Origin of the sequence: Ruegeria aquimaris, assembly GCF_025751555.1 — a bacterium.
GTDB lineage: Bacteria > Pseudomonadota > Alphaproteobacteria > Rhodobacterales > Rhodobacteraceae > Ruegeria_B > Ruegeria_B aquimaris.
In genome coordinates this window covers 59516-78883 of record NZ_JAOWLB010000020.1, presented here as the reverse complement: position 1 = coordinate 78883, position 19368 = coordinate 59516, and the positions used below count along the sequence as shown (strand labels likewise).

The window sequence follows — 19368 nt, the reverse complement described above, 5'->3', positions numbered from 1 at the left end:
TGAAACCATCGTCCAGATGGACCAGAGGCCAGTCATGCACTAACAATCAAGTTGGACCAGTCAGATCAGGCCATCCAAGACGAAGAAGCCGGTGCGTTTCGAGATCACAGAAGGCACCCGCAAGTCGGTTTCCGCATGGCTCGAAGATCCGGCGATGATCGGCTCGGAATACCTCTGGCCCGGCCGGTTCCACGAGAGGCTCCACATTTCGACCCGCCAGTATGCTCGGCTCGTACGCGACTGGGTAACGTCGATCGGTCTTTAACCGAGCTCTTATGGCACGCATTCGATGCGCCGGACCAAGGTCGCGCAAATTTACCGCAAGACCGGCAACCTGCGCGCCGTTCAGCTTCTGCTCGGCCACACCAAGATGGACAGCACCGTTCGCTACCTCGGTGTCGAGCTTGAGGACGCGCTGGCCATTTCCGAAGCCGTTGAGATTTGATCGGCCGGGCCGCCCTTCGCGGGCGGCCCATAGCGCCGCCCACCTCGGTGCTCTGTCGCTACGGTGCAGCCTGCCGAACCGGGCTTTCGCTGCATATGCATTGCCTTGTCCCTGCCAGTGCTCGGTTGAGCATGACTAACCGGCGCGACGCTGATGCAGCAAGCCCGTTTGAGGCTGGGAAGACGCCAACACGCATTCCAGAATGGGGCAGCGAGATAACTACCAAGAGGATGTTGCGTGTCAGTCCTTCTTGCTAAAGGTAACGTCAAAGCTAATTGAAGGGCCAAAGTGCATGACCAAACCCGGTCTCGATGCAACAGATATCCGCATCCTAAGCGCGGTGCAGAAACACGGGCAGCTTAGCAAGACGCGGCTGGCCGAGATCGTGAACTTATCACCCACGCCATGCTGGGCACGCTTGGCCCGGTTGAAAGCGGCCGGGTACATCATCGGCTTCCGCGCGGATATCGCGCTCGAAAAGGTCGTGGACTTCACCCAAGTGATCGTCACCGTCTCGCTCACCCATCATCGCAAGGCCGATTTCGACCGTTTCGAGGCAATGATACGGGGTATGGACGAGATCACTGAATGCGTCGCAACGGGGGGTGGGATGGACTACGTGATGCACGTGTTTACGCCCAGCCTTGCAGGGTTTCAAAACCTGATGGACGCGCTTTTGTCCGCCGATATCGGAATCGACCGCTACATGACCTATATCGCGACCCGCAGAATCAAGTCTCAACCACCTAATGTCGGAAAACTGATCGCTCGTGACGCTAAGTGACAGCGCGAGTCAAAACGGTCTTTGGGAAGGCCTGAAATTGGTCTGTTCGGGCTGCGGGCCTTGCGTTTTTCAGACCCCATGTTTGTGCGTCTTCGACATAGAACCGCGCCAGATTTTCACACCAGATGACCGGTTTGGTCACGTGCAATAAGGCGAAAGACATGACCCAGGCAGACGACTTCGGCTTCGGCACCCAGATCCGTAAATCCCCCTATTTCGACGCCACTGTGCGTTGGGGCGCAAAGGGCTTCTCGGTCTATAACCACATGTATATCCCGCGCGATTTCGGCGATCCGGAACAGAATTTCTGGAACCTCGTCAACGATGCGATCCTGTGCGATGTGGCGGTCGAGCGCCAGGTCGAGATCACCGGCCCTGATGCGGCGCGATTCGTGCAGATGCTGACCCCGCGCGACCTGTCGAAAATGGCGGTGGGTCAGTGCAAATACATCCTGATCACCAATGCCGAAGGTGGCATCCTGAACGATCCGATCCTGCTGCGATTAGCCGAAAACCACTTCTGGATTTCGCTCGCCGACAGCGACATCCTGCTCTGGGCACAAGGCGTGGCGATACACTCCGGCATGGATGTCACGATCACCGAACCCGACGTGTCGCCGCTGCAGTTGCAGGGGCCGAAGTCGGGCGAGATCATGCGTGCGCTCTTTGGCGACGGCATCATGGACCTGAAATACTATTGGCTGCGCGAACTTGATCTGGACGGTATCCCGCTGATCGTGTCGCGCACCGGCTGGTCGAGCGAACTGGGCTACGAGCTCTACCTGCGTGACGGCTCGAAAGGCGATGCGCTGTGGGAGCGGATCATGGCCTCCGGCCTGGAATACGGGCTGAAGCCCGGCCACACCTCGTCGATCCGCCGGATCGAAGGTGGCATGCTCTCCTACCATGCCGACGCCGATATCCACACCAACCCGTTCGAGCTGGGCTTCGACCGGCTGGTCAACCTGGACATGGAGGCGGAGTTCATCGGCAAGGCCGCTTTGAAACGCATCAAGGAAGAGGGTGTTACCCGCAAGCAGGTGGGTCTGATCCTTGACTGCGATCCGCTGCAGGGGCCGAACACCACGTTCTGGGCCATCAACAAGGATGGCGAGACCATCGGCAAGGTGACCTCGGCCGTCTATTCGCCGCGGCTGGAGCAGAACATCGCGCTGGCGATGGTGTCGGCGGAGCACGTTGTTCTGGGTTCGGACGTGGAAGTGGTGACCAAATCGGGCCTGACCCGCGCCACCATGGTCGAGTTCCCGTTCTACGACCCGAAAAAGAAGATCGCCGCTGCCTGAGCGGTTGGACGAAAGAGGAGCACCAGACCATGTCCGACCTCGCGATCCAACTGCATTGGCACCGTGCCAGCCCGGTCTTTCGGACCGGGGCCTATTCGAACGCGCATGTGGTTCAGTACAACAGCCAGTATGACGTTACCGTAGACTCCGCCCCCGACTGGGGCGGAGATCCCGCCAATACCAACCCCGAGCAGGCTCTGGCCTCGGCGCTGTCGAGCTGCCACATGATGACCTTCCTGGCGCTTTGCGCCAAGGCTGGCTGGCCGGTGGCGAGCTACCACGACTATGCCGAGGCGCACCTGGGCAAGAACCCCAAGGGGCAGATGTCCGTGACGCGCATCGACCTGCACCCGGTGGTGCGCTTCGACACCGGCTTCTCGGTCAGCGATGAAGAGTTGACCCAGATGCAGCATCGCGCGCATCGCTACTGCTTCATCGCCAACACGCTGGCCGACTGCGTCGAAATCAAGATCCTCTGACCTCGGAAAGACCCACTCCCCATGCAAACCGGCGATATCCTTTTACGCGACCTGGAGGCCAGCGGCATCCTTCGCCTGACCCTGAATGACGGCGCACGGCGTAATCCCCTATCCGAGTCGATGCTGACCGCGCTGAGCACGGCTTTTGCCGAGGCGTGCCGCGATCCTGAGGTGCGGGTCATCATCCTTGCGGCGAACGGACCGGCTTACAGCGCCGGGCATGACCTCAAGGAAATGACTTCGGGCCGGGCCGGGCCGGATCGTGGGCGGGCCTATTTCACCAGAATTCTCGGCATGTGCTCGGACACGATGCAGGCGATTGTGAACTGCCCCAAGCCGGTGATCGCCGAGGTCTCGGGGATCGCCACCGCGGCGGGTTGTCAGCTGGTGGCCAGCTGCGATCTGGCGGTTGCGGCGGACACCGCGCAATTCAGCACACCGGGGGTGCATATCGGGTTGTTCTGCTCAACCCCCATGGTGGCGCTGTCGCGCAATGTCGGCAACAAGCACGCGATGGAAATGCTACTGATTGGCGATATGACATCCGCCACCCGCGCCGCCGAGATTGGGTTGGTCAATTGGGTGGTTGCTCCGGACGCTTTGCGCGCCACCACGCTGGAAATCGCGGCCAAGATCGCTGCGAAATCCAGCATGACGCTCGCCACCGGCAAACGCGCTTATTACGAACAGCGTGAAATGACCCTGAAGGACGCCTATGACCACGCTACACGGGTGATGGTCGAAAACATGCTGGCTCGCGATGCCGAGGAAGGTATTGGTGCCTTCATCGAAAAACGCAGCCCTCAGTGGCAGGATGCCTGATCATGACCAACCTCTACAACACCGATCTCGACCGCAATCCGGCGAACCACCAGCCGCTGACGCCGCTGACCTTCCTGGAACGCGCCGCGACTGTGTTCCCCGACCACACGGCCATCGTGCACGGGCGCCTGCGGCGCAGCTATGCCGAGTTCTATGCGCGGTCCCGGCGGCTGGCTTCGGCGCTGACCAAGAACGGCATCGGGCGCGGCGACACGGTTTCGGCGCTGCTCTTCAACACCCCCGCGATGCTGGAATGCCACTACGGCGTGCCGATGTGCGGCGCGGTGCTGCATTCGATCAACACCCGGCTGGACGCGGCGATCATCGCGTTTCAACTCGATCACGCGATGTCGAAGCTGGTGATCGTGGACAGCGAGCTGATGCCGCTGTTGCAGGACGCGCTGGCGCTGGCCAAGGTCGCGCCCGTCGTGATCCAGTATGACGATCCGGAATTTGACGGTGCGCGCTCGGATCTGGACGTGGCCGATTACGAGGTGTTCCTTTCGCGCGGCAATCCGGATTTCGCCTGGCTGATGCCCGAGGATGAATGGGATGCGATCTCGATCAACTACACGTCTGGCACCACCGGCGATCCCAAGGGCGTGGTCTCGCACCACCGGGGCGCCTATCTGCTGGCGCAGGGCAACGCGCTGACCACCTCGATGGCGAAACATGCGGTCTATCTGTGGACGCTGCCGATGTTTCACTGCAACGGCTGGTGTTTCCCCTGGACGCTGTCGGCGATCATCGGCACCCATGTCTGTTTGCGGCAGGTCCGGGCCGAGCCGATCTGGGCCGCGCTGGCGGACGAGGGCGTCACGCATCTGTGCGGCGCGCCCATCGTGATGTCGCTGATGATCTCGGCGCCCGAGGCGGAAAAGCGCAACCTCAATCACACGGTCCAGTTCTTCACCGCCGCCGCGCCGCCGCCGGAGAAGCTGCTGGCCGACATGAAGGAGGCGGGGTTCGACGTCACCCACCTCTATGGGCTGACGGAAACCTACGGACCCGCGGTGGTCAATGACTGGCATGCCGACTGGTCGTTGCTGCCTCCGGCGGATCAGGCGCGGCTGAAGGCACGCCAGGGTGTGCGCTATCTCGCGCTAGAGGGGCTCGACGTGCTTGATCCCGAGACCATGCAGCCGGTACCGCGCGACGGGCAAACCCTCGGTGAGGTCATGTTCCGTGGCAACGTGGTAATGAAGGGCTATTTCCGCAATCCGCAAGCCACGCTAGCGGCCTTTGACGGCGGCTGGTTCCACTCGGGCGACCTGGGCGTGATGCATCCCGACGGCTACATCCAGCTCAAGGATCGCTCCAAGGATATCATTATTTCGGGAGGCGAGAATATTTCGTCAATCGAGGTTGAGGAGGCGCTTTATCGCCATGCTGCAGTGGCCACCACGGCTGTTGTCGCCATGCCACACGAGAAATGGGGAGAAACCCCCTGCGCCTTTGTGGAGCTCAAACCGGGGCATGATGTGGACGAGGGCGCGCTCCGGGCCTGGTGCCGTGACCACCTAGCGCCTTACAAGGTCCCCGGTCGGGTGGTTTTCACGCCAATCCCGCGTACTTCGACCGGCAAGATCCAGAAATTTTCTCTGCGCGAACGGGCCCGAGAGTTTACAGACTGAGGGCACCTCTGAGGTGCCCCTAGATTTGTAGACGCTTTGCCGCCTAACTGTGAGGCTAGAAGGCCGAGATGGGGACAAGCAATTACAGCGACGAGTTCAAGCGCGATGCGGTGCATCAGATCGTAGTGCGCGGGTATCCGGTTCGGGAGGTTTCTCGACGCTTGGGCGTCAGCACGCATTCTCTGTACAAATGGATGAAGCTGTTCGGTGATCCCGCGCCAAAGAGGCCGGGTGTGGATCATGAAGCCGAGAACCGTCGGTTGAAGCGCGAGTTGGACCGGATGGGCGAATGTCCGGAAGTCGACCCATCCCTCTGAAAAAGTTAAAGTGCCCGCCTGTTGCGAATGACGGCTTTCGGGGCTCCCTTCGAGACTCGTCCGCTGCGCCGCTGCAGGTCGGCTCGGAGCCCGAAGTAGCCGATCGCTCTTAATGTTCAGGCGGTTTAACTGCCGAAAACCTTTCTGTTCGTAGATTTGTACCAGAACTCTAGCTTACGGTATGGCAATTGATATTTTCCAGGAGATGCGAAATCCCTTTAGACTACTTGTAGTTTCCCTATGCAGGAGCGCGAGAGGGTGGTTGAAAGGGACGACGACCGCCAGCTAGACGGACAGCCCATGGCGGCGTCCTCGGAAGGTGCGGATTCGCCCTCTGCCGATCGTCCCGAAAGCCAATTGGGGTCGCTCTTTTTTCGTTCAGGGCTCTTCCGAAAGTACGCGTTGCTGATCGGAGGGTTGGTATCCGGAGCTTTGGTTTTTGCCGGTTCGCTCGAAATGTATTTTTCCTATCCAGAGCAAAAACTTGCACTGCTTCAATTGCAACGAGAGAAGGCTGCCGGCGCCGCCGTTGTCATTGAGCGCTTTTCCAGGGAAATTCTTGCCCAAATGGGCTGGTTAACGCATGCGGCCTACCTAGACAGCGGCGCAGCGGTACAGCAGCGGCGGCAAGATTTCCAAAGAATCCTGCGGCAGGTGCCCGAAATAACCGAAATTGCATTCATTGACGCCTCGGGACGAGAACGGCTGTCAGTATCCCGCGTCGCCATCGACGAGTTGGACCGCGGCACGGACTTCTCCGGACGGGAGAATTTTACGACCGCAAAGAGCGAGGGTTTCTATTTCGGAGCGGTCTATTTCCGAGATGAATCCGAACCATACATGACCGTGGGACTGCGCGACCAAGGCAAGAACCCTGGCGTAATCATCGCCGAGGTTAACCTTAAAATGGTATGGAACGTGATATCGCAAATCGATGTGGGTCAGGGCGGCAGCGCTTTTTTGGTCGGCTCGAACGGGATGTTGATCGCCCACCGTGACATCTCGCTGGTGCTCCGCAAGACCGACTTGTCTTCTTACTCGCAGAATTTGCTGGTAAGAACGGATGCTAGCAGAAGTGATATCCCGCAACTGGGCGTGATTACCACTGGCCTCGACGGCATACGCGTCCTGTCCGCATTTGCCATGATCGAACGTCTAGACTGGCTGGTTATCGTCGAGTCACCGCTTTCCGAGGCATTCGCACCTCTTTACGCTTCGTTGCGGCGAAGTGCGGTTTTAGTCATCCTCGGCATCGTCATTTCAGCGCTGGCGGGGCTATTGCTCGCACGGCGGATCGTCGGACCAGTGAAGACGCTACAGCAAGGTGCTGCGCGGATCGGCGCTGGTGAACTCGATCAACGCATCGAATTGCACACGGGCGACGAGTTGGAGCAACTGGCCGAAGATTTCAACGACATGAGTGTCCGGTTGCACGAATCCTATGAGAAAGTGCGTCGTGTGAGCGTGCTGAAACGCTATTTTTCGCCCCACTTGGCCGACCTTATCGTGGCCTCGGATAACAGCGAAATCACTTCAAGCCATAGGCGCGAAGTGACGGTTTTGTTCTGTGATCTGCGTAATTTCACCGCTTACTCATCGCTCGCCGAACCGCACGAGACCCTGCAGGTGCTCGAGCAATTTTATGTTGCCGTCGGCGACCGCTTGCTCGAGTACGAAGCGACCATCGGTTATTTTTCCGGCGACGGCCTGATGGCGTTCCTCAATGACCCGTTGCCCTGCCCCGACCACAGCGAAAAGGCCGTGAGAATGGCTCAGTCCATGCAGGCGGACTTGGCCATTCTCTTGGAGTCTTGGAATGATCGCGGAGTGAACTTGGGCTTCGGCATTGGCATCGCTACCGGGCTCGCCACACTTGGCCACATCGGTACTCGAGACCAGTATCACTACACCGCAATCGGGTCGGTTGTGAATCTCGCCTCTCGCCTGTGCGACATTGCCCGGAACGGTGAGACCCTAGTGAGCGGGCCAGTGCGGAACGGTGCCGGAAACGTAGCAGTGTTCGAAGAACTGGGTGAGCGGACTCTGAAAGGATTTGGCGAGCCCGTCACCATCCTGCGGGTTAGCGGTCTCAAGAGCTAACGGGAATAGTACCGCTTCGTCGCGCCCGGCAATACACAACTCCGCTACGGCACCGCCGCAGGGGGCTTAATCCTTGTTGTCACTTTGGCACAAACATAATCTGCCGGCCCTCAGATTGTCACGGCATCAGTCGATCACCCGGTTGGCGCGCAACAAGAGCGAGACTGGGATGGTCACACCGATCGCTTCGGCTGCACGCAGGTTGACTACCAGGTCGAACTTATTCGGACGCTCAACCGGTAGCTCTCCCGGATCAGCCCCCTTGAGAATACGGTCGACATGCGCGGCAGCGCGCCGATACACATCCGGGATGTCCGGCCCGTAGGACATCAAACCACCATCGTCCGGAAAACTTTCTGAAAAATAGATTGCTGGCAGTCTGTTGCGATCGCTGAACGCCACAAGAAGTTTACGTTCTGACACGGCAAACGGGCTGGGCGCCACAATGAAACCGCCTACACCGCTGCTTTCGACAGACGAGAGCGCGGCATCCAGTTCTGTGCGATCCTTGGCGTGGTAGACTTCGAGTTGTATTTGCAGCTTGGCTGCAACCCTGCTTACCTCCTCGACAAATCGCCGCGCCGCCGGATTGCTCGAACTCCAAATCAAGGCCACATGACGAAGTTCGGGGACTGTCTCCTTCAGCAGCTGCAGCCATTTCCCTGCAAATCCATCGCCGTAAGCAAGCGAGAATCCAGTAATGTTTCCGCCCGGGTGTCGGAGATTCTTCACCAGCCCAGCGGCAACCGGATCGCTCGAGCCGGCAAATACGATCGGCACCGAAGCTTCGGCTTCAATCGCTGCCCGTGCTCCGATGGTTGAACCTGCTACCAGCACATCCGGCTTCAGGGCGAGTAACTCATCCACCAGTCCGGGCAGGCGCGCCGGCTGTCCCTCTGCAAATCGTAGGTCGATATCAATGGTATCGCCGGGTATCCAGCCCAGGGCCTCCATGCCAGAAACGAAGGCTTTATCGCGCTTGCCAGGAGACACCGGCGAAAGGAAACCCACGCGAGGCCGCACTTTGCCAAGCCGATCATCGGCGAGTAGAGGTCCCGCAAACAGCATGCCGGCGGCAATCAGGAAAGTCCTGCGTGCTAGGTTGTTCATGCACTCTCCGCGCTAGACATAGCGACTCCAAGGCGGAAACCTCACTATGAAACAAATTACGTAATTAGGATTGGTGCGTCACGCCAAGAATCCGGGCGGGACATTGTTAGAGCAAACTTGGTTGAGCCGGGCAGATCGCTTTCGTAGCCTTGTTTGATGACCAGAGGTTTCCATTTTCACCACTTCAAGACCAGCCCACGGACCATCCGCCTGCCCGAGTAGAAAGTTCGCAACTGCGAAGTCTGCTTCGTCCGCGACCGGGTCATAGCTTCGATTTCGGGGAATGTCTGGTGTCCTTGGAAGCCGTCGTTCGGGCGCGGCTAAGCGGATTTGGCAGCTTCAAAGTCTGCTTGCTGCCATAGAGCGGTGATCTGACCATTTTGCTCGGATGTCTCGGGAGAGCCCGAACTGACATTGGTGGCCGCGATATTGAACGGCGCGTCGCTAGTTGGAAGCGGACACGAAGTAGGCGACGATATGAGCGACATCGGCTTCCGTCCACCCATCATTCCAACGCATCCTGGTACCAGGAATGGTGAGCATGGGTTCTGCGGCAAACGAGTAAAGTCGCTCGGGCGTCCAGGTCCATGCCTCCGCAACCTTAGACAGGGCCGGGAAGTAATCGTAGTCATCTCGCGACGCGACGGGGCGCCCTATGATACCCACAAGTGACAGACCCATTTCCGGTTTGATGATGACCTCATCTTCCGATTCAACCTTGTGACAGCTTCCGCACCACTGATTCGCCAGTTGCCGGCCACGCTGGGGATCGGCGTTGGAAACCGCGTCGGCGGCATAGTCGATTGGCCGCGGCCCGGCACCAGCTTCCCTGAGAATGGCAGACACGTCGGTCTCGCCTTTGAAGGAAGCGACGTGGAGCGCGTTGACCTTGCCATTGCCGCCCATACCGTTATCGCGCGCGATACCCACCGCGTCGATGTCGGCACCGGCCTCCAGAAGTGCCGCAACGACGTTCGCCCGATTGTTGAGCGCGGCAATCATAAGCGGTGTGTACCGGTCCGGATTTCGGGACTCGAGATTTGCGCCAGCGTCCAAAAGCACGCGGACAATATCGGCGAAGCCTCGCTGGGCGGCCGCATGCAGCGCTGTTCCCATAGCGGAACTTGCGATGTCCGGATCGGCACCTTTGGAAAGCAAGAGGCGCACGGCTTCCAACTGATTGCTGAGCGCCGCCATCAATAGCGGCGTCACCATTTCGACTGTGTCGACATCCAGACCGCTTTCAAGAAGCGCCTCGATCTCAGCGGTATCGCCGGTCCGAGCGGCGTCGTGAAGAGGGCCCGCGATCGCAGTACTCGAGCAGGTCAATGCGGCGCAGGTAATCAAAGAGGCAATCCGCATGCTGATACGTTCTCCCTTCAATTCGAAGGAAGTCTAGCACCGACGGGATTCGAATGGCGATTTTTCTGGCGCGAGCAATCCATCTTGGATCGGCGCGTCTTGTGCCCGCGATGAATAACCACTTTGTCCGGCATCTGAGACATCGGAGGCATCAGTGCCGAATGGCAGGTGCTGGGAGAAGCGGTCGTCCAGGCCCCAAAGCGGACGTCGTCACGCGGTCCCGTCGTCTCGAATGGCTTCTCAGCGCAGCTTTGCGGACATCTGACTGAACCGCTCAGATGTCTCAGAAGAGCCCAATTGTATGAACCGGCTGCTGTTCGCAAGTGAGGTTTGGCATGTCCTCGGAAGTCGCTGATAGCTGATATGTATCCGGCCTGTGGATCGGCACGCGGGCCGTGGCCATTTTGGGGTTACGCTCGCGCCGTGGTCTCATTAGCGGACAGGCCGTGATGGCCATTTGGGCTCTCAGACTCTGGGAGCGTGTGGTTTCCGTTCCATGCTTTCTCTCGTTCGCGAACTCCGTCGGATCAGGGCCGGTCTTAAACGCTGGCCATGACCTTTTCTCTTGTGACATCGAACGGCGTCCCGTGCCTCAATACGCTCCAAGCGATACGCGCGAGCTTGTTGGCGAGGGCGATGGCCAGCTTGTTGCGATGCATGCGTGTCGCTGCCCGGGAGAGCCAGTCGCCCAAGCTGAAGTTGGGCCAGTGATGGGGCCGCATCAGGACAACATTTGCGGCTTGAACAAACAGCATACGCAAGTATCGGCTGCCGCGCTTTGAGATCCGTCCAAGCACCGTTCGCCCGCCGGTGCTGTATTGTCGGGGAATAAGACCAATCCAAGCGGCGAAGTCGCGTCCCCGGTCAAAGGTGAACCGCCCCGGGTTTACCGGAGAGTTATTGGTTCAATGATTAGGCTGCTTTTTCGTCAGTGTTCAAGTTTGCGTAGAAGGTCTCCTCTGCTTCGTTCGGCGTGACGTAGCCGATGGCGCTGTGCAGGCGCGTCTTGTTATACCAGTCGACCCACTTCAGGGTTTCCCATTCGACCTGACTGACCGATTTCCAGGGGCCGAGGAACTTGATGACCTCGGTCTTGAACAGGCCGATGGTGCTTTCGGCGAGAGCGTTGTCATAGGAATCCCCGACGCTGCCGACCGATGTGTCGATGCCTGCCTCTGCGAGCCGCTCGGTGTGTCGGATCGACAGATACTGGCTGCCCCGGTCACTGTGATGGATCAGCTTGTCGGCCTCGGACGGCGCTCTCTGGCAGATGGCCTGGTTCAGGGCGTCGAGAACGAAGCCGGTGGTCATCGAAGTCGAGACGCGCCAGCCGACGATCCTTCGGGCGAAGACATCGATGACGAAAGCCACGTAGACCATACCCTGCCAGCTTGACACATAGGTGAAATCGCTGACCCACAGCTGGTTCGGCATATCTGCCGCGAAGGCCCGGTTCACCTTGTCGTCCGGGCAAGGTTGTGCCGTGTCGGGGTTGGTCGTGATGACCTTCTTCCCGCGGACAACACCCTGTAAGCCCATGACCTTCATCAGCCGCTCAACCGTGCAGCGGGCAATATCGCGCCCTTCGCGCCCCAGCTGATGCCAAACCTTGCGCGCGCCATATCGGCCCCGACTGCCATCGAAGGCCTTGTTGATGGCGGCCATGTCCAGCCGGTCCCGCCTGGCCCGGCCTGATGCCCGTTCCGGATCACGCTCCACTGCCTTGAAGGCGTAATACGTCGATGGTGCGATCCCCAGAACCCGGCAGATCGGCCCGACACCATGGACACCGCGCTGATCATCGATGAACGCGATCATTTGCGGAACGGGCGGTCGAGCTCCGCCGCAGCGAAATACGCGCTGGCCTTCTTCAGGATCTCGTTGGCCTGCCGCAGTTCACGGACCTCGCGCTCCAGTTCCTTGATCCGATCCTTCTCTGCACTCGTCAGCCCGGCCCGCTGTCCGGCGTCACGTTCGGCCCGCTGGCACCAGGCGCGCAGACTGTCGGGCGAACAGCCCAGCTTCGGTGCAATCGCCCGATACGCCGCCGTGTCGCTGGCATAATCGGCACGGTTCTCTCGGAACAGCCGAACACCGCGTTCGCGAAGTTCGGCTGGATAGGCGGGGGTGAATCTCTGCTTTGTCATGGGGCTCATCCTTCGAGGGTTTTACTCTCCGGTAAACCCGGGGCGGTTCAGGGAGACCGCAACATTGACCAGGTCATAAACAAAAAAGCATACTGAGGGTGGGTCAAATCTCGGTGAAAATACCGGGTCAATTCTCAGCGGAAATCAACATGGTTGAGAGTAAGCTGCGCGCGTCATCCGCGGAATGTCAGGCAAGGGGACCTGGTGCCTGACGGACCGTCGCATCTTGTGGGGGGATGTGTCTTGGCTTCTGAGTTTCAGTATTTCTTTCTGACGGCAACGAGGCTCTCGGTCGAGAGTTGGTCCGATCTGATGATCGGGGACGTCAATGATGACGGCCTTTTGGATGTTGTCGGCGGGGCAAACATTTTTCTGAATGCCGGGTCCGGCACTTTCGCGAAGGCGGCCTTGCCTGCGCAGTATTACAGCTCACCTGAGCAAGGCTTGGGGGATCTTGACGGTGACGGCGATCTCGACATCTTTCGGGCCGCTTATTCTTCGGCAAACCTCTTCAACGACGGATCCGGCACGTTTTCCTGGGGCAGCCAGTCCATTTACCATCAGCACGTGTCCGGTGTGGACCTGGGCGATCTGGACAATGACGGTGATCTCGATGCCTTCGTCGTGGGTTTGAGCGGAACGAAGGTATGGCTCAACAACGGCCTAGGTGAGTTCACTAGGACGGATCAGGAGTTTGGGGCGGACTATGGCCTTCAGGTCATGCTCGTGGATGTCACGGGTGATGGGGTGCTCGATGCCGTGGTGGGCAATAGAAGCCAGGCGGCACGGCTCATCGATCTTTGGGTGGGGGATGGTTCGGGCGGCTTCGCTCTTTCCGCGACGCCGGTGGCATCTGAAGATGAAAGCCTCGCCGCGCTCGGGGACCTCGATGGCGACGGGGATACCGATCTAATTGTCGTGTCCCCGACGGGCACGGATCCTCAGGCATACGTCCACAAAGTGCTGCTGAACGATGGCACGGGGGTCTTCACGGATGGTGGCGCTTCGCTTCTCAGCAGAGACGCGGGCAAGGTTCTGCTGGGGGACATAGACGGCGATGGGGATCTCGATGCAATTGCATCCTACGCGATCTCGCCCGCACCGCCGCTCGAGGTTTGGATCAACGATGGCACCGGTCACTTCTCAGACAGCGGGGAGCGGCATTATGTCGAGTCAGGCACCGCAGGACCGTTTTTCGATGTCGACAACGACGGCGATCTGGATGTCCTGCTCGGGAACTTCGGGAGCGGCGTTGTCCTCGCGGCAAACAATCCGGGCTATACCCCGAGCCCGGACTTTGACGGCACCATTCTCAGATTGTCTGTCGACCAGGCGGCGGAACAGCTCGATCCCGCTTTCGAGTTCTCGGACCCTGATTGGAATGGCGGTCAGCTGATCCTGAGCCTCTCGCACTACGCCGAAGAAACCGACCTTCTATATCTGGCCGACACGATCGCGGGATCGATCAACACCGACGGGTTCGATCTGAGAGACGGAGATGTGGTTATCGGCACGCTTTCTGCGGCAGCGGGGAGGGTTCTGGGCAGCGAGGCCCTTGTCGTCGATCTCTTGCCGGGCACGACAGAGCAGCAGGTGCAGGACGTTCTGCGGTCAGTCATGGTTGACCTCTCCGCGGACCAGGGTTTGCGGATTGCCTCTCTACAGGTTACGGACCACACTGGGCGGTCTGGCAGCGACACGCGTCAGGTTGTCGTTCTCGATGAGCTTGGCAGCCCCGTCGCCGAGAGAGATGAATTTCGGATCCTGGAATCCGGTCGCGTTGCGAACGGAAACCTGCTGACCGATAACGGGTTCGGGCCTGACTACGATCTCTCCGGCACCTACACGATCACCGCCGTGAACGGCCAGCCGACGCTGATCGCACGCGATGTCGATCTTCCGGAAGGCGGACGTATCCACGTCAACGACATCGGCACGTTCAGTTTCCTGCCGCTGGACGCGTTTTCGCATCTTCCCGAAGGCATCACCACGACCGCACATTTCACCTATGAGCTGAACGGGGTCAGCACGGCAGAGGTCGAGATCACCATCGTCGGCGAAGATAGCGCCGACATTTTCGTGGGGACGGATGGGGCGGATGTTTTTGACACCGGGGCCTATGAAGACGTCCTCTTCGGGTTTGGCGGCGCTGACACGCTGTCGGGTGGGCGGGGGGACGACACCATCGAGGCGGGCCCTGGAAACGATGTGCTTGTCGGCGGGCTCGGGGCCGATGTCCTTGACGGAGGCAGCGGCTTCGATATCGCGGAATATTTGGACGTCGGGGGCACGATCGATCTGACTGCATCCGTTCAGGGCAATGGAGACAGTCTGATCTCGATTGAAGGCCTCGTCGGAGGATCGCTGGGCAACAACTTCATTGGCGATGACAAGGACAACCTTCTGGTTGGCGGTGGTGGATGGGATGTTCTGGAGGGTGGAGTCGGCAACGATACCTTGGACGGCCTCCTAAGCGATGGCGGTGCCTACTATGGCGGCATCGGCAATGATCTTCTCCTGCTGGGGACTGGTGACGCAGTCGTTGATAGCGGTCCTGGCTTCGACAGCATTGTCGGGCGGCCGGACCAGATCGATGGCGTCACCATCCGCGACCCCTCGTGGGAAGATATGATGGTCATCGAAAATGCGACCTTCGGGATTGAGGATATCAGCTTCTTCATCTCGGAAGTGGCCCTGCAGATGGCCATCGATTATCGAAGCCCTTTGGGCATCGGCCAGTTCAGCGTGTACCTGAACAACCCGTTCTACTTCTTGGACAAAGAGCCCGTGGTGCTGAATTGCGATGCGGACACGTTCCTGTTCATTGCAGAGAGCGTGTTCGGATCCGGCGAGATCCACGGCACAGAGCGCCATGAGGTCATCCGGGCCAGCGAAACGTGGGATATCATCCATGCCGAAGGCGGACAGGATGTCGTTCTGGCATGGGGTGGTTCTGATACCGTGGCGGGCGGCGAAGGATGGGACCAGCTTTATGGAGGGGCTGGCAACGATCTCTTGACGGGCGATGAGGGCAATGACCGTTTGTTCGGGGAAGAGGGTGCGGACACTCTTGAAGGCGGCATCGGACAGGACGTTCTGGACGGGGGAGAGGGGGACGACCTGCTGAACGGAGGGGCGGATAACGATATCTTGGCTGGCGCTGCTCAAAATGATCGTCTCATTGGAGATCTGGGGGATGATTGGCTGAATGGTGGCGAAGGCTCGGACACCTTGAACGGCGGCGAGGGCAATGACACGATCCTCGGTGGCCTCGCCCTGATCGACATTCGCGACGTCATTTTCGCAGGCGCTGGAAACGACAGCGTCGACGCCGGTGCTGGGAACGACCTCGTTTACGGTATGGATGGCAACGACACCATCGCAGGTGGCGCAGGGGTCGACGAGTTGCAAGGTCAGGATGGCGATGACGTGATCACCGGCTCCAATTTCTCGGATCTGGTTTTTGGGGGTGCTGGAAATGACTTCGTGAATGGCGGCTTCGGTTCTGATCGGATTAATGGCGGCGCCGGAGCCGACAAGTTCTATCACGCCGGTGTGGAAGGCCACGGATCGGACTGGGTTCAGGACTATGACGCCGCCGAGGGCGATATTCTGCTTTTTGGCAACGCGTCTGCCACGCGTGAACAGTTCCAGGTGAACTTCGCCCATACTGAAAATACTGCAGGGGAGCGATCGGGCGACGATGCGGTGAGGGAAGCCTTCGTGATTTATCGCCCTACGGGTCAAATCATGTGGGCGCTGGTGGATGGTGAAGCGCAGGGGGAGATCACTCTACGGATCGGAAGTGAAGTCTTCGATTTATTGCTTTAGGTCCACGGTGCAGCGAGCGCCCTGACAAGCGCTGTAGGGCCTTACTGGCCTCGTTCGCGGTTGACCTTGCAACGCATCTGTCGATGTCGGCCGCGGCGGCCAATGTTATTCGACTATTAGCAGAGGGGGAACTTCACAAAAGATCGAACGTCTCACCGGTCCCCGAGATACGGAGGATGATTTCGTCCAGCGCTGCGCCATCGATCAGCGCCCAAAGCGTCTGGCCTGTGGGCTGATAGATGACGAAGGCTTCATCGATTGCGCCATCTCCGGCTGCCACCCCGTCTGAGTTCACGGCCTGCCCGGTCCGCAGTCAATCTACGGGACGTGAATAGCCGGCAAAATACTAGACCTTAAAGACAGACTATTGACCTCGGAACAACGATGTCATACGTCCAACCACGTCGAGCGGGCGTTGTGTAATGGTAAGACCCTTGCCTTCCAAGCTAGTAATCTACTTTTCCTATCCTTTCATTTTGATTTCAAGTCATTCTTATTATTGACTTATGTTGTTCTTCTGTGTTCCGGTGGGTTCCGCAATTTTCCTGCTGATACCGACAAAAAGCCGACAAAATGCCAAAGCTCACAGAGACCTTTGCCCGCAAGGCTCCACAGACAAAATCGGGTACAGACAAACACTGGGATAGCGAGGTCCGAGGCCTCGTGCTCTTCGTCGGCAAGAAGGCCAAGACGTGGTACTACCAAAAGGATGTCGGTGGTCAGACACGGAGGGTGCTAATCGGGCGTTATCCGGTGATCACAGCGGAGGTGGCCCGACAGACCGCTCTCGGGTTTGCGCTTGAATGGGGCAGGGGTGCGGGAAAGCAAATCCAGATTGGTGCTCCGACCCTGCAAGTGGCGATGGAAGCCTATCTGGCGCGTCCTAAGCTCCGGTCCGATACGCATAAGCTGACTATGCGTCAGCAGTTCGAGCTTCATCTCAAGGATTGGCTGCGCCTGCCACTCGATGAGATTACCAAATCGATGGTCGTGGAGCGCCATAGGTCTCTTGCTGCCACCCCATCGACGGCTAACCATCTTCTGAAGTATTTTCGGACGGTCTGGAACCATGCTCGTCGTGTTCACGATCTGCCGGAATCGCCGACCTTGGCGATCGAGTGGTATGATGAGCAGCCAGCTGGGACCATCATTGACGACCTGGTGGAGTGGCGGCACGAGATCGAGGGGCTGCACAACCCGATTCATACCGTGTTCTATGAGCTGCTGCTCTTCACAGGGCTGAGAAAGACCGAAGCATTGACCTTGGAGTGGAGGCACGTGCACGAGGACCGTATCCATCTGCCAATGACCAAAAACGGACGCAGCTTCGATCTGCCGATCCTGCAGTTGCATCACGAGATCCTCGCCCCCATGAAGGGTTTGCATCGGCAATGGGTGTTTCCGTCGCCGAAACGGATGGATGGTCGCCTCAGCGCGCCGCAACGGATGAAATGGAGCCCGCATGCCCACCGCCGGACATTCGCCACGGTTGCCATGGAGGCCGGAGTACTCGAAGAAATCGTGGGTCGTCTTTTGAACCACACTCCTTTGTCCATTACAGGTCAACGCTATGTGAAACCAAGTCTGGATGCGCTTCGACCCGCGATGGAAGTCATTTGTGCCGAAATGCTTAGGCGAACATCAGTTGAAAAAGAGCGCTAGTTCATGGACGCGGTGGATGAACGTAACATCATCGATAAGACAGTCGACGCAATCAATCGGGACATCGAACATAAGTTTTTGAACAGCCGACCGGGTTACGTAACTGCCTGGTACAAATATGGCGTGAGGTACCGATCGGGAGATCATCCGTTCCCCAAGGTACCCGCAGAAAAAATTGATGAGCTGTGCGCTGAAGCAAGGCGCAGCGAAGATGTCTTTCGTCTGGTGAAATTCATTGTGGCAAAGCGAATGGAGGCTGGTGCTTTGCCGCCGCCAAGTATGTCTCGCCTCGTTCAGGACTTCCTTTGTGAAGACTTCGAACCAGTTGGACCGGGCTCTGGCCGTCGGTCGAACTGGGGCAGGGACATCATCATTTTGATGGCGATGAAGGAAGTCTTGAGGGCATCTGATCTCAAGGCGACACACCGGCGTGTCCTGTCGCACCATCCGGATCGAATGCGAAAAACAGAGAAATCTGCGAGCGAGATTGTACAGATCGCCTTGGAGAGGACTGAGATTGGCAAGCTCGACATACATCGGATCCACAAGATCTGGGGATCAAAGCTCAAGCAAAAAGAACTCAATTATTATTGGGGTTTAATGGTCCAGTCAGAGTTTGACGACGAGCCCGATACCGAGCTGATTTAGCGTCCCCCTTAAAACATACTTTGTGGGAGACGGTCATCATCAATCTCATGGAAAGATAGGCACATAGAAGCCATCCCATGAGGTGAAATGATGCAAAAAAGAATGCAGGAATACTCTCCGGAACAGTTGCAAAGTGGCATTCCGGCCCATGTCTATCTGCGACCTGCAGAGGCGGCGCGATACCTCGGGCTGTCCGAGTCGACGCTTGCCAAATTGCGTATGCGCCATCGTCGGTCCGACGGGCCCAAATTCGCGAAGATGAACGGTTGCGTCGTCTACCGGCAGATGGATTTGGATGCCTGGATAGAGAGCTGCTTCGTCGCGGCTGATGCGTCTAAAGTCGAAGGAGAGCGTCATGTCTGACGAAAACCAGCTGCATTGGAACCACACCATCTGCCCCGACACGCTCGAAGCACTGGCGTATTCGCGGTCTAGCGAGCTTCTGAACCTCGGTTTCGATCTCCCGGCTGCTCATCTCTTCGCGATGCTGGAAAACACCCACAGGCAGCAGCTCGCGAAATCTATTGGAGCTGATGCTGCGCTGCTCGCAAGGCTGGAATGGGACATCACCGAGAAGCAGTTTTCTTGCCGGCTTGTTCCTGAGACCCTTCCGAACGACCTGGGCAAGCGGCTGTTCCAAGGTTTCGTCTGAGCGTCCTTGACGAAGGACTCTCGAACCACCGCATTCCAACCCAACGACAATGCTGTGACGGCAGGTTTGCC

The 19368-nt window shown here is 58.6% G+C and carries 15 protein-coding genes, 3 pseudogenes and 1 other annotated feature; of the genes and pseudogenes, 13 read left to right on the top strand and 5 right to left on the bottom strand.

Translation table 11 applies throughout. The features are described from left to right. Positions 1 to 70 precede the first annotated feature (70 nt). From OE747_RS20410 to OE747_RS20375, 8 genes and pseudogenes are all read left to right on the top strand, one after another. Positions 71 to 445 (top strand): annotated as a pseudogene (locus tag OE747_RS20410) (tyrosine-type recombinase/integrase); the annotation flags it as partial. Between the two features lie 292 nt (positions 446 to 737). Continuing rightward, positions 738 to 1229: an Lrp/AsnC family transcriptional regulator gene (locus OE747_RS20405; protein WP_263830319.1), complete on the top strand. Its 492-nt coding sequence runs from the start codon at positions 738 to 740 to the stop codon at positions 1227 to 1229. Between the two features lie 161 nt (positions 1230 to 1390). Continuing rightward, complete coding sequence (locus tag OE747_RS20400) at positions 1391 to 2533, top strand: glycine cleavage T C-terminal barrel domain-containing protein (protein WP_263830318.1); 1143 nt, start codon at positions 1391 to 1393, stop codon at positions 2531 to 2533. A gap of 29 nt (positions 2534 to 2562) precedes the next feature. After that, positions 2563 to 3012, top strand: coding sequence for an OsmC family protein (locus OE747_RS20395; RefSeq protein ID WP_263830317.1), 450 nt, complete (start codon positions 2563 to 2565; stop codon positions 3010 to 3012). Between the two features lie 21 nt (positions 3013 to 3033). Further along, positions 3034 to 3834, top strand: a complete 801-nt coding sequence (locus OE747_RS20390) for an enoyl-CoA hydratase (protein WP_263830316.1) — start codon at positions 3034 to 3036, stop codon at positions 3832 to 3834. 2 nt (positions 3835 to 3836) lie between these two features. After that, positions 3837 to 5468, top strand: a complete 1632-nt coding sequence (locus OE747_RS20385) for an acyl-CoA synthetase (RefSeq protein WP_263830315.1) — start codon at positions 3837 to 3839, stop codon at positions 5466 to 5468. 68 nt (positions 5469 to 5536) lie between these two features. After that, a pseudogene (locus OE747_RS20380) lies at positions 5537 to 5758 on the top strand (transposase); the annotation flags it as partial. Positions 5759 to 6025: 267 nt separating this feature from the next. Then, entirely contained in the window at positions 6026 to 7885 is a 1860-nt protein-coding gene (locus OE747_RS20375) for a cache domain-containing protein (protein ID WP_263830314.1), read from the top strand. A gap of 126 nt (positions 7886 to 8011) precedes the next feature. On the opposite strand, the gene OE747_RS20370 is transcribed toward OE747_RS20375, so the two are convergent. The 4 genes and pseudogenes from OE747_RS20370 to OE747_RS20355 all read right to left on the bottom strand — a co-directional run bounded on the left by OE747_RS20370 (position 8012) and on the right by OE747_RS20355 (position 12504). Next, positions 8012 to 8995: an ABC transporter substrate-binding protein gene (locus OE747_RS20370; protein ID WP_164131729.1), complete on the bottom strand. Its 984-nt coding sequence runs from the start codon at positions 8993 to 8995 to the stop codon at positions 8012 to 8014. A gap of 444 nt (positions 8996 to 9439) precedes the next feature. Beyond that, complete coding sequence (locus OE747_RS20365; RefSeq protein ID WP_263830313.1) at positions 9440 to 10357, bottom strand: ankyrin repeat domain-containing protein; 918 nt, start codon at positions 10355 to 10357, stop codon at positions 9440 to 9442. A 539-nt stretch (positions 10358 to 10896) separates the two neighbouring features. Further along, positions 10897 to 11226, bottom strand: a pseudogene (locus OE747_RS20360) (transposase); the annotation flags it as partial. 43 nt (positions 11227 to 11269) lie between these two features. Then, a protein-coding gene (locus OE747_RS20355) for an IS3 family transposase (RefSeq protein ID WP_404818343.1) occupies positions 11270 to 12504 on the bottom strand; the annotation gives its coding sequence in 2 pieces (ribosomal slippage) (positions 11270 to 12204 and positions 12204 to 12504; 1236 coding nt in all). Continuing rightward, positions 12101 to 12217: a sequence feature (AL1L pseudoknot), on the bottom strand. (Overlaps the previous gene by 117 nt.) A 243-nt stretch (positions 12505 to 12747) precedes the next feature. On the opposite strand from OE747_RS20355, the gene OE747_RS20350 reads away from it, so the two are divergent. Next, on the top strand, positions 12748 to 16335 hold the full coding sequence (locus tag OE747_RS20350) for a calcium-binding protein (protein ID WP_263830311.1): 3588 nt from the start codon (positions 12748 to 12750) through the stop codon (positions 16333 to 16335). Between the two features lie 133 nt (positions 16336 to 16468). Here the strand turns inward: OE747_RS20350 and OE747_RS20345 are convergent, their stop codons facing one another. Next, positions 16469 to 16630: a hypothetical protein gene (locus OE747_RS20345; protein ID WP_263830310.1), complete on the bottom strand. Its 162-nt coding sequence runs from the start codon at positions 16628 to 16630 to the stop codon at positions 16469 to 16471. Between the two features lie 278 nt (positions 16631 to 16908). Between OE747_RS20345 and OE747_RS20340 the strand changes: the two genes are divergently transcribed. The 4 genes from OE747_RS20340 to OE747_RS20325 all read left to right on the top strand — a co-directional run bounded on the left by OE747_RS20340 (position 16909) and on the right by OE747_RS20325 (position 19297). Continuing rightward, on the top strand, positions 16909 to 17997 hold the full coding sequence (locus OE747_RS20340; RefSeq protein WP_263830309.1) for a tyrosine-type recombinase/integrase: 1089 nt from the start codon (positions 16909 to 16911) through the stop codon (positions 17995 to 17997). A gap of 3 nt (positions 17998 to 18000) precedes the next feature. Further along, entirely contained in the window at positions 18001 to 18645 is a 645-nt protein-coding gene (locus tag OE747_RS20335) for a hypothetical protein (protein WP_263830308.1), read from the top strand. 102 nt (positions 18646 to 18747) lie between these two features. Continuing rightward, positions 18748 to 19008: a helix-turn-helix transcriptional regulator gene (locus OE747_RS20330; RefSeq protein WP_263830307.1), complete on the top strand. Its 261-nt coding sequence runs from the start codon at positions 18748 to 18750 to the stop codon at positions 19006 to 19008. After that, positions 19001 to 19297: a hypothetical protein gene (locus OE747_RS20325; protein WP_263830306.1), complete on the top strand. Its 297-nt coding sequence runs from the start codon at positions 19001 to 19003 to the stop codon at positions 19295 to 19297. Before OE747_RS20330 ends, OE747_RS20325 begins: the two co-directional genes overlap by 8 nt. Positions 19298 to 19368: the final 71 nt, after the last annotated feature.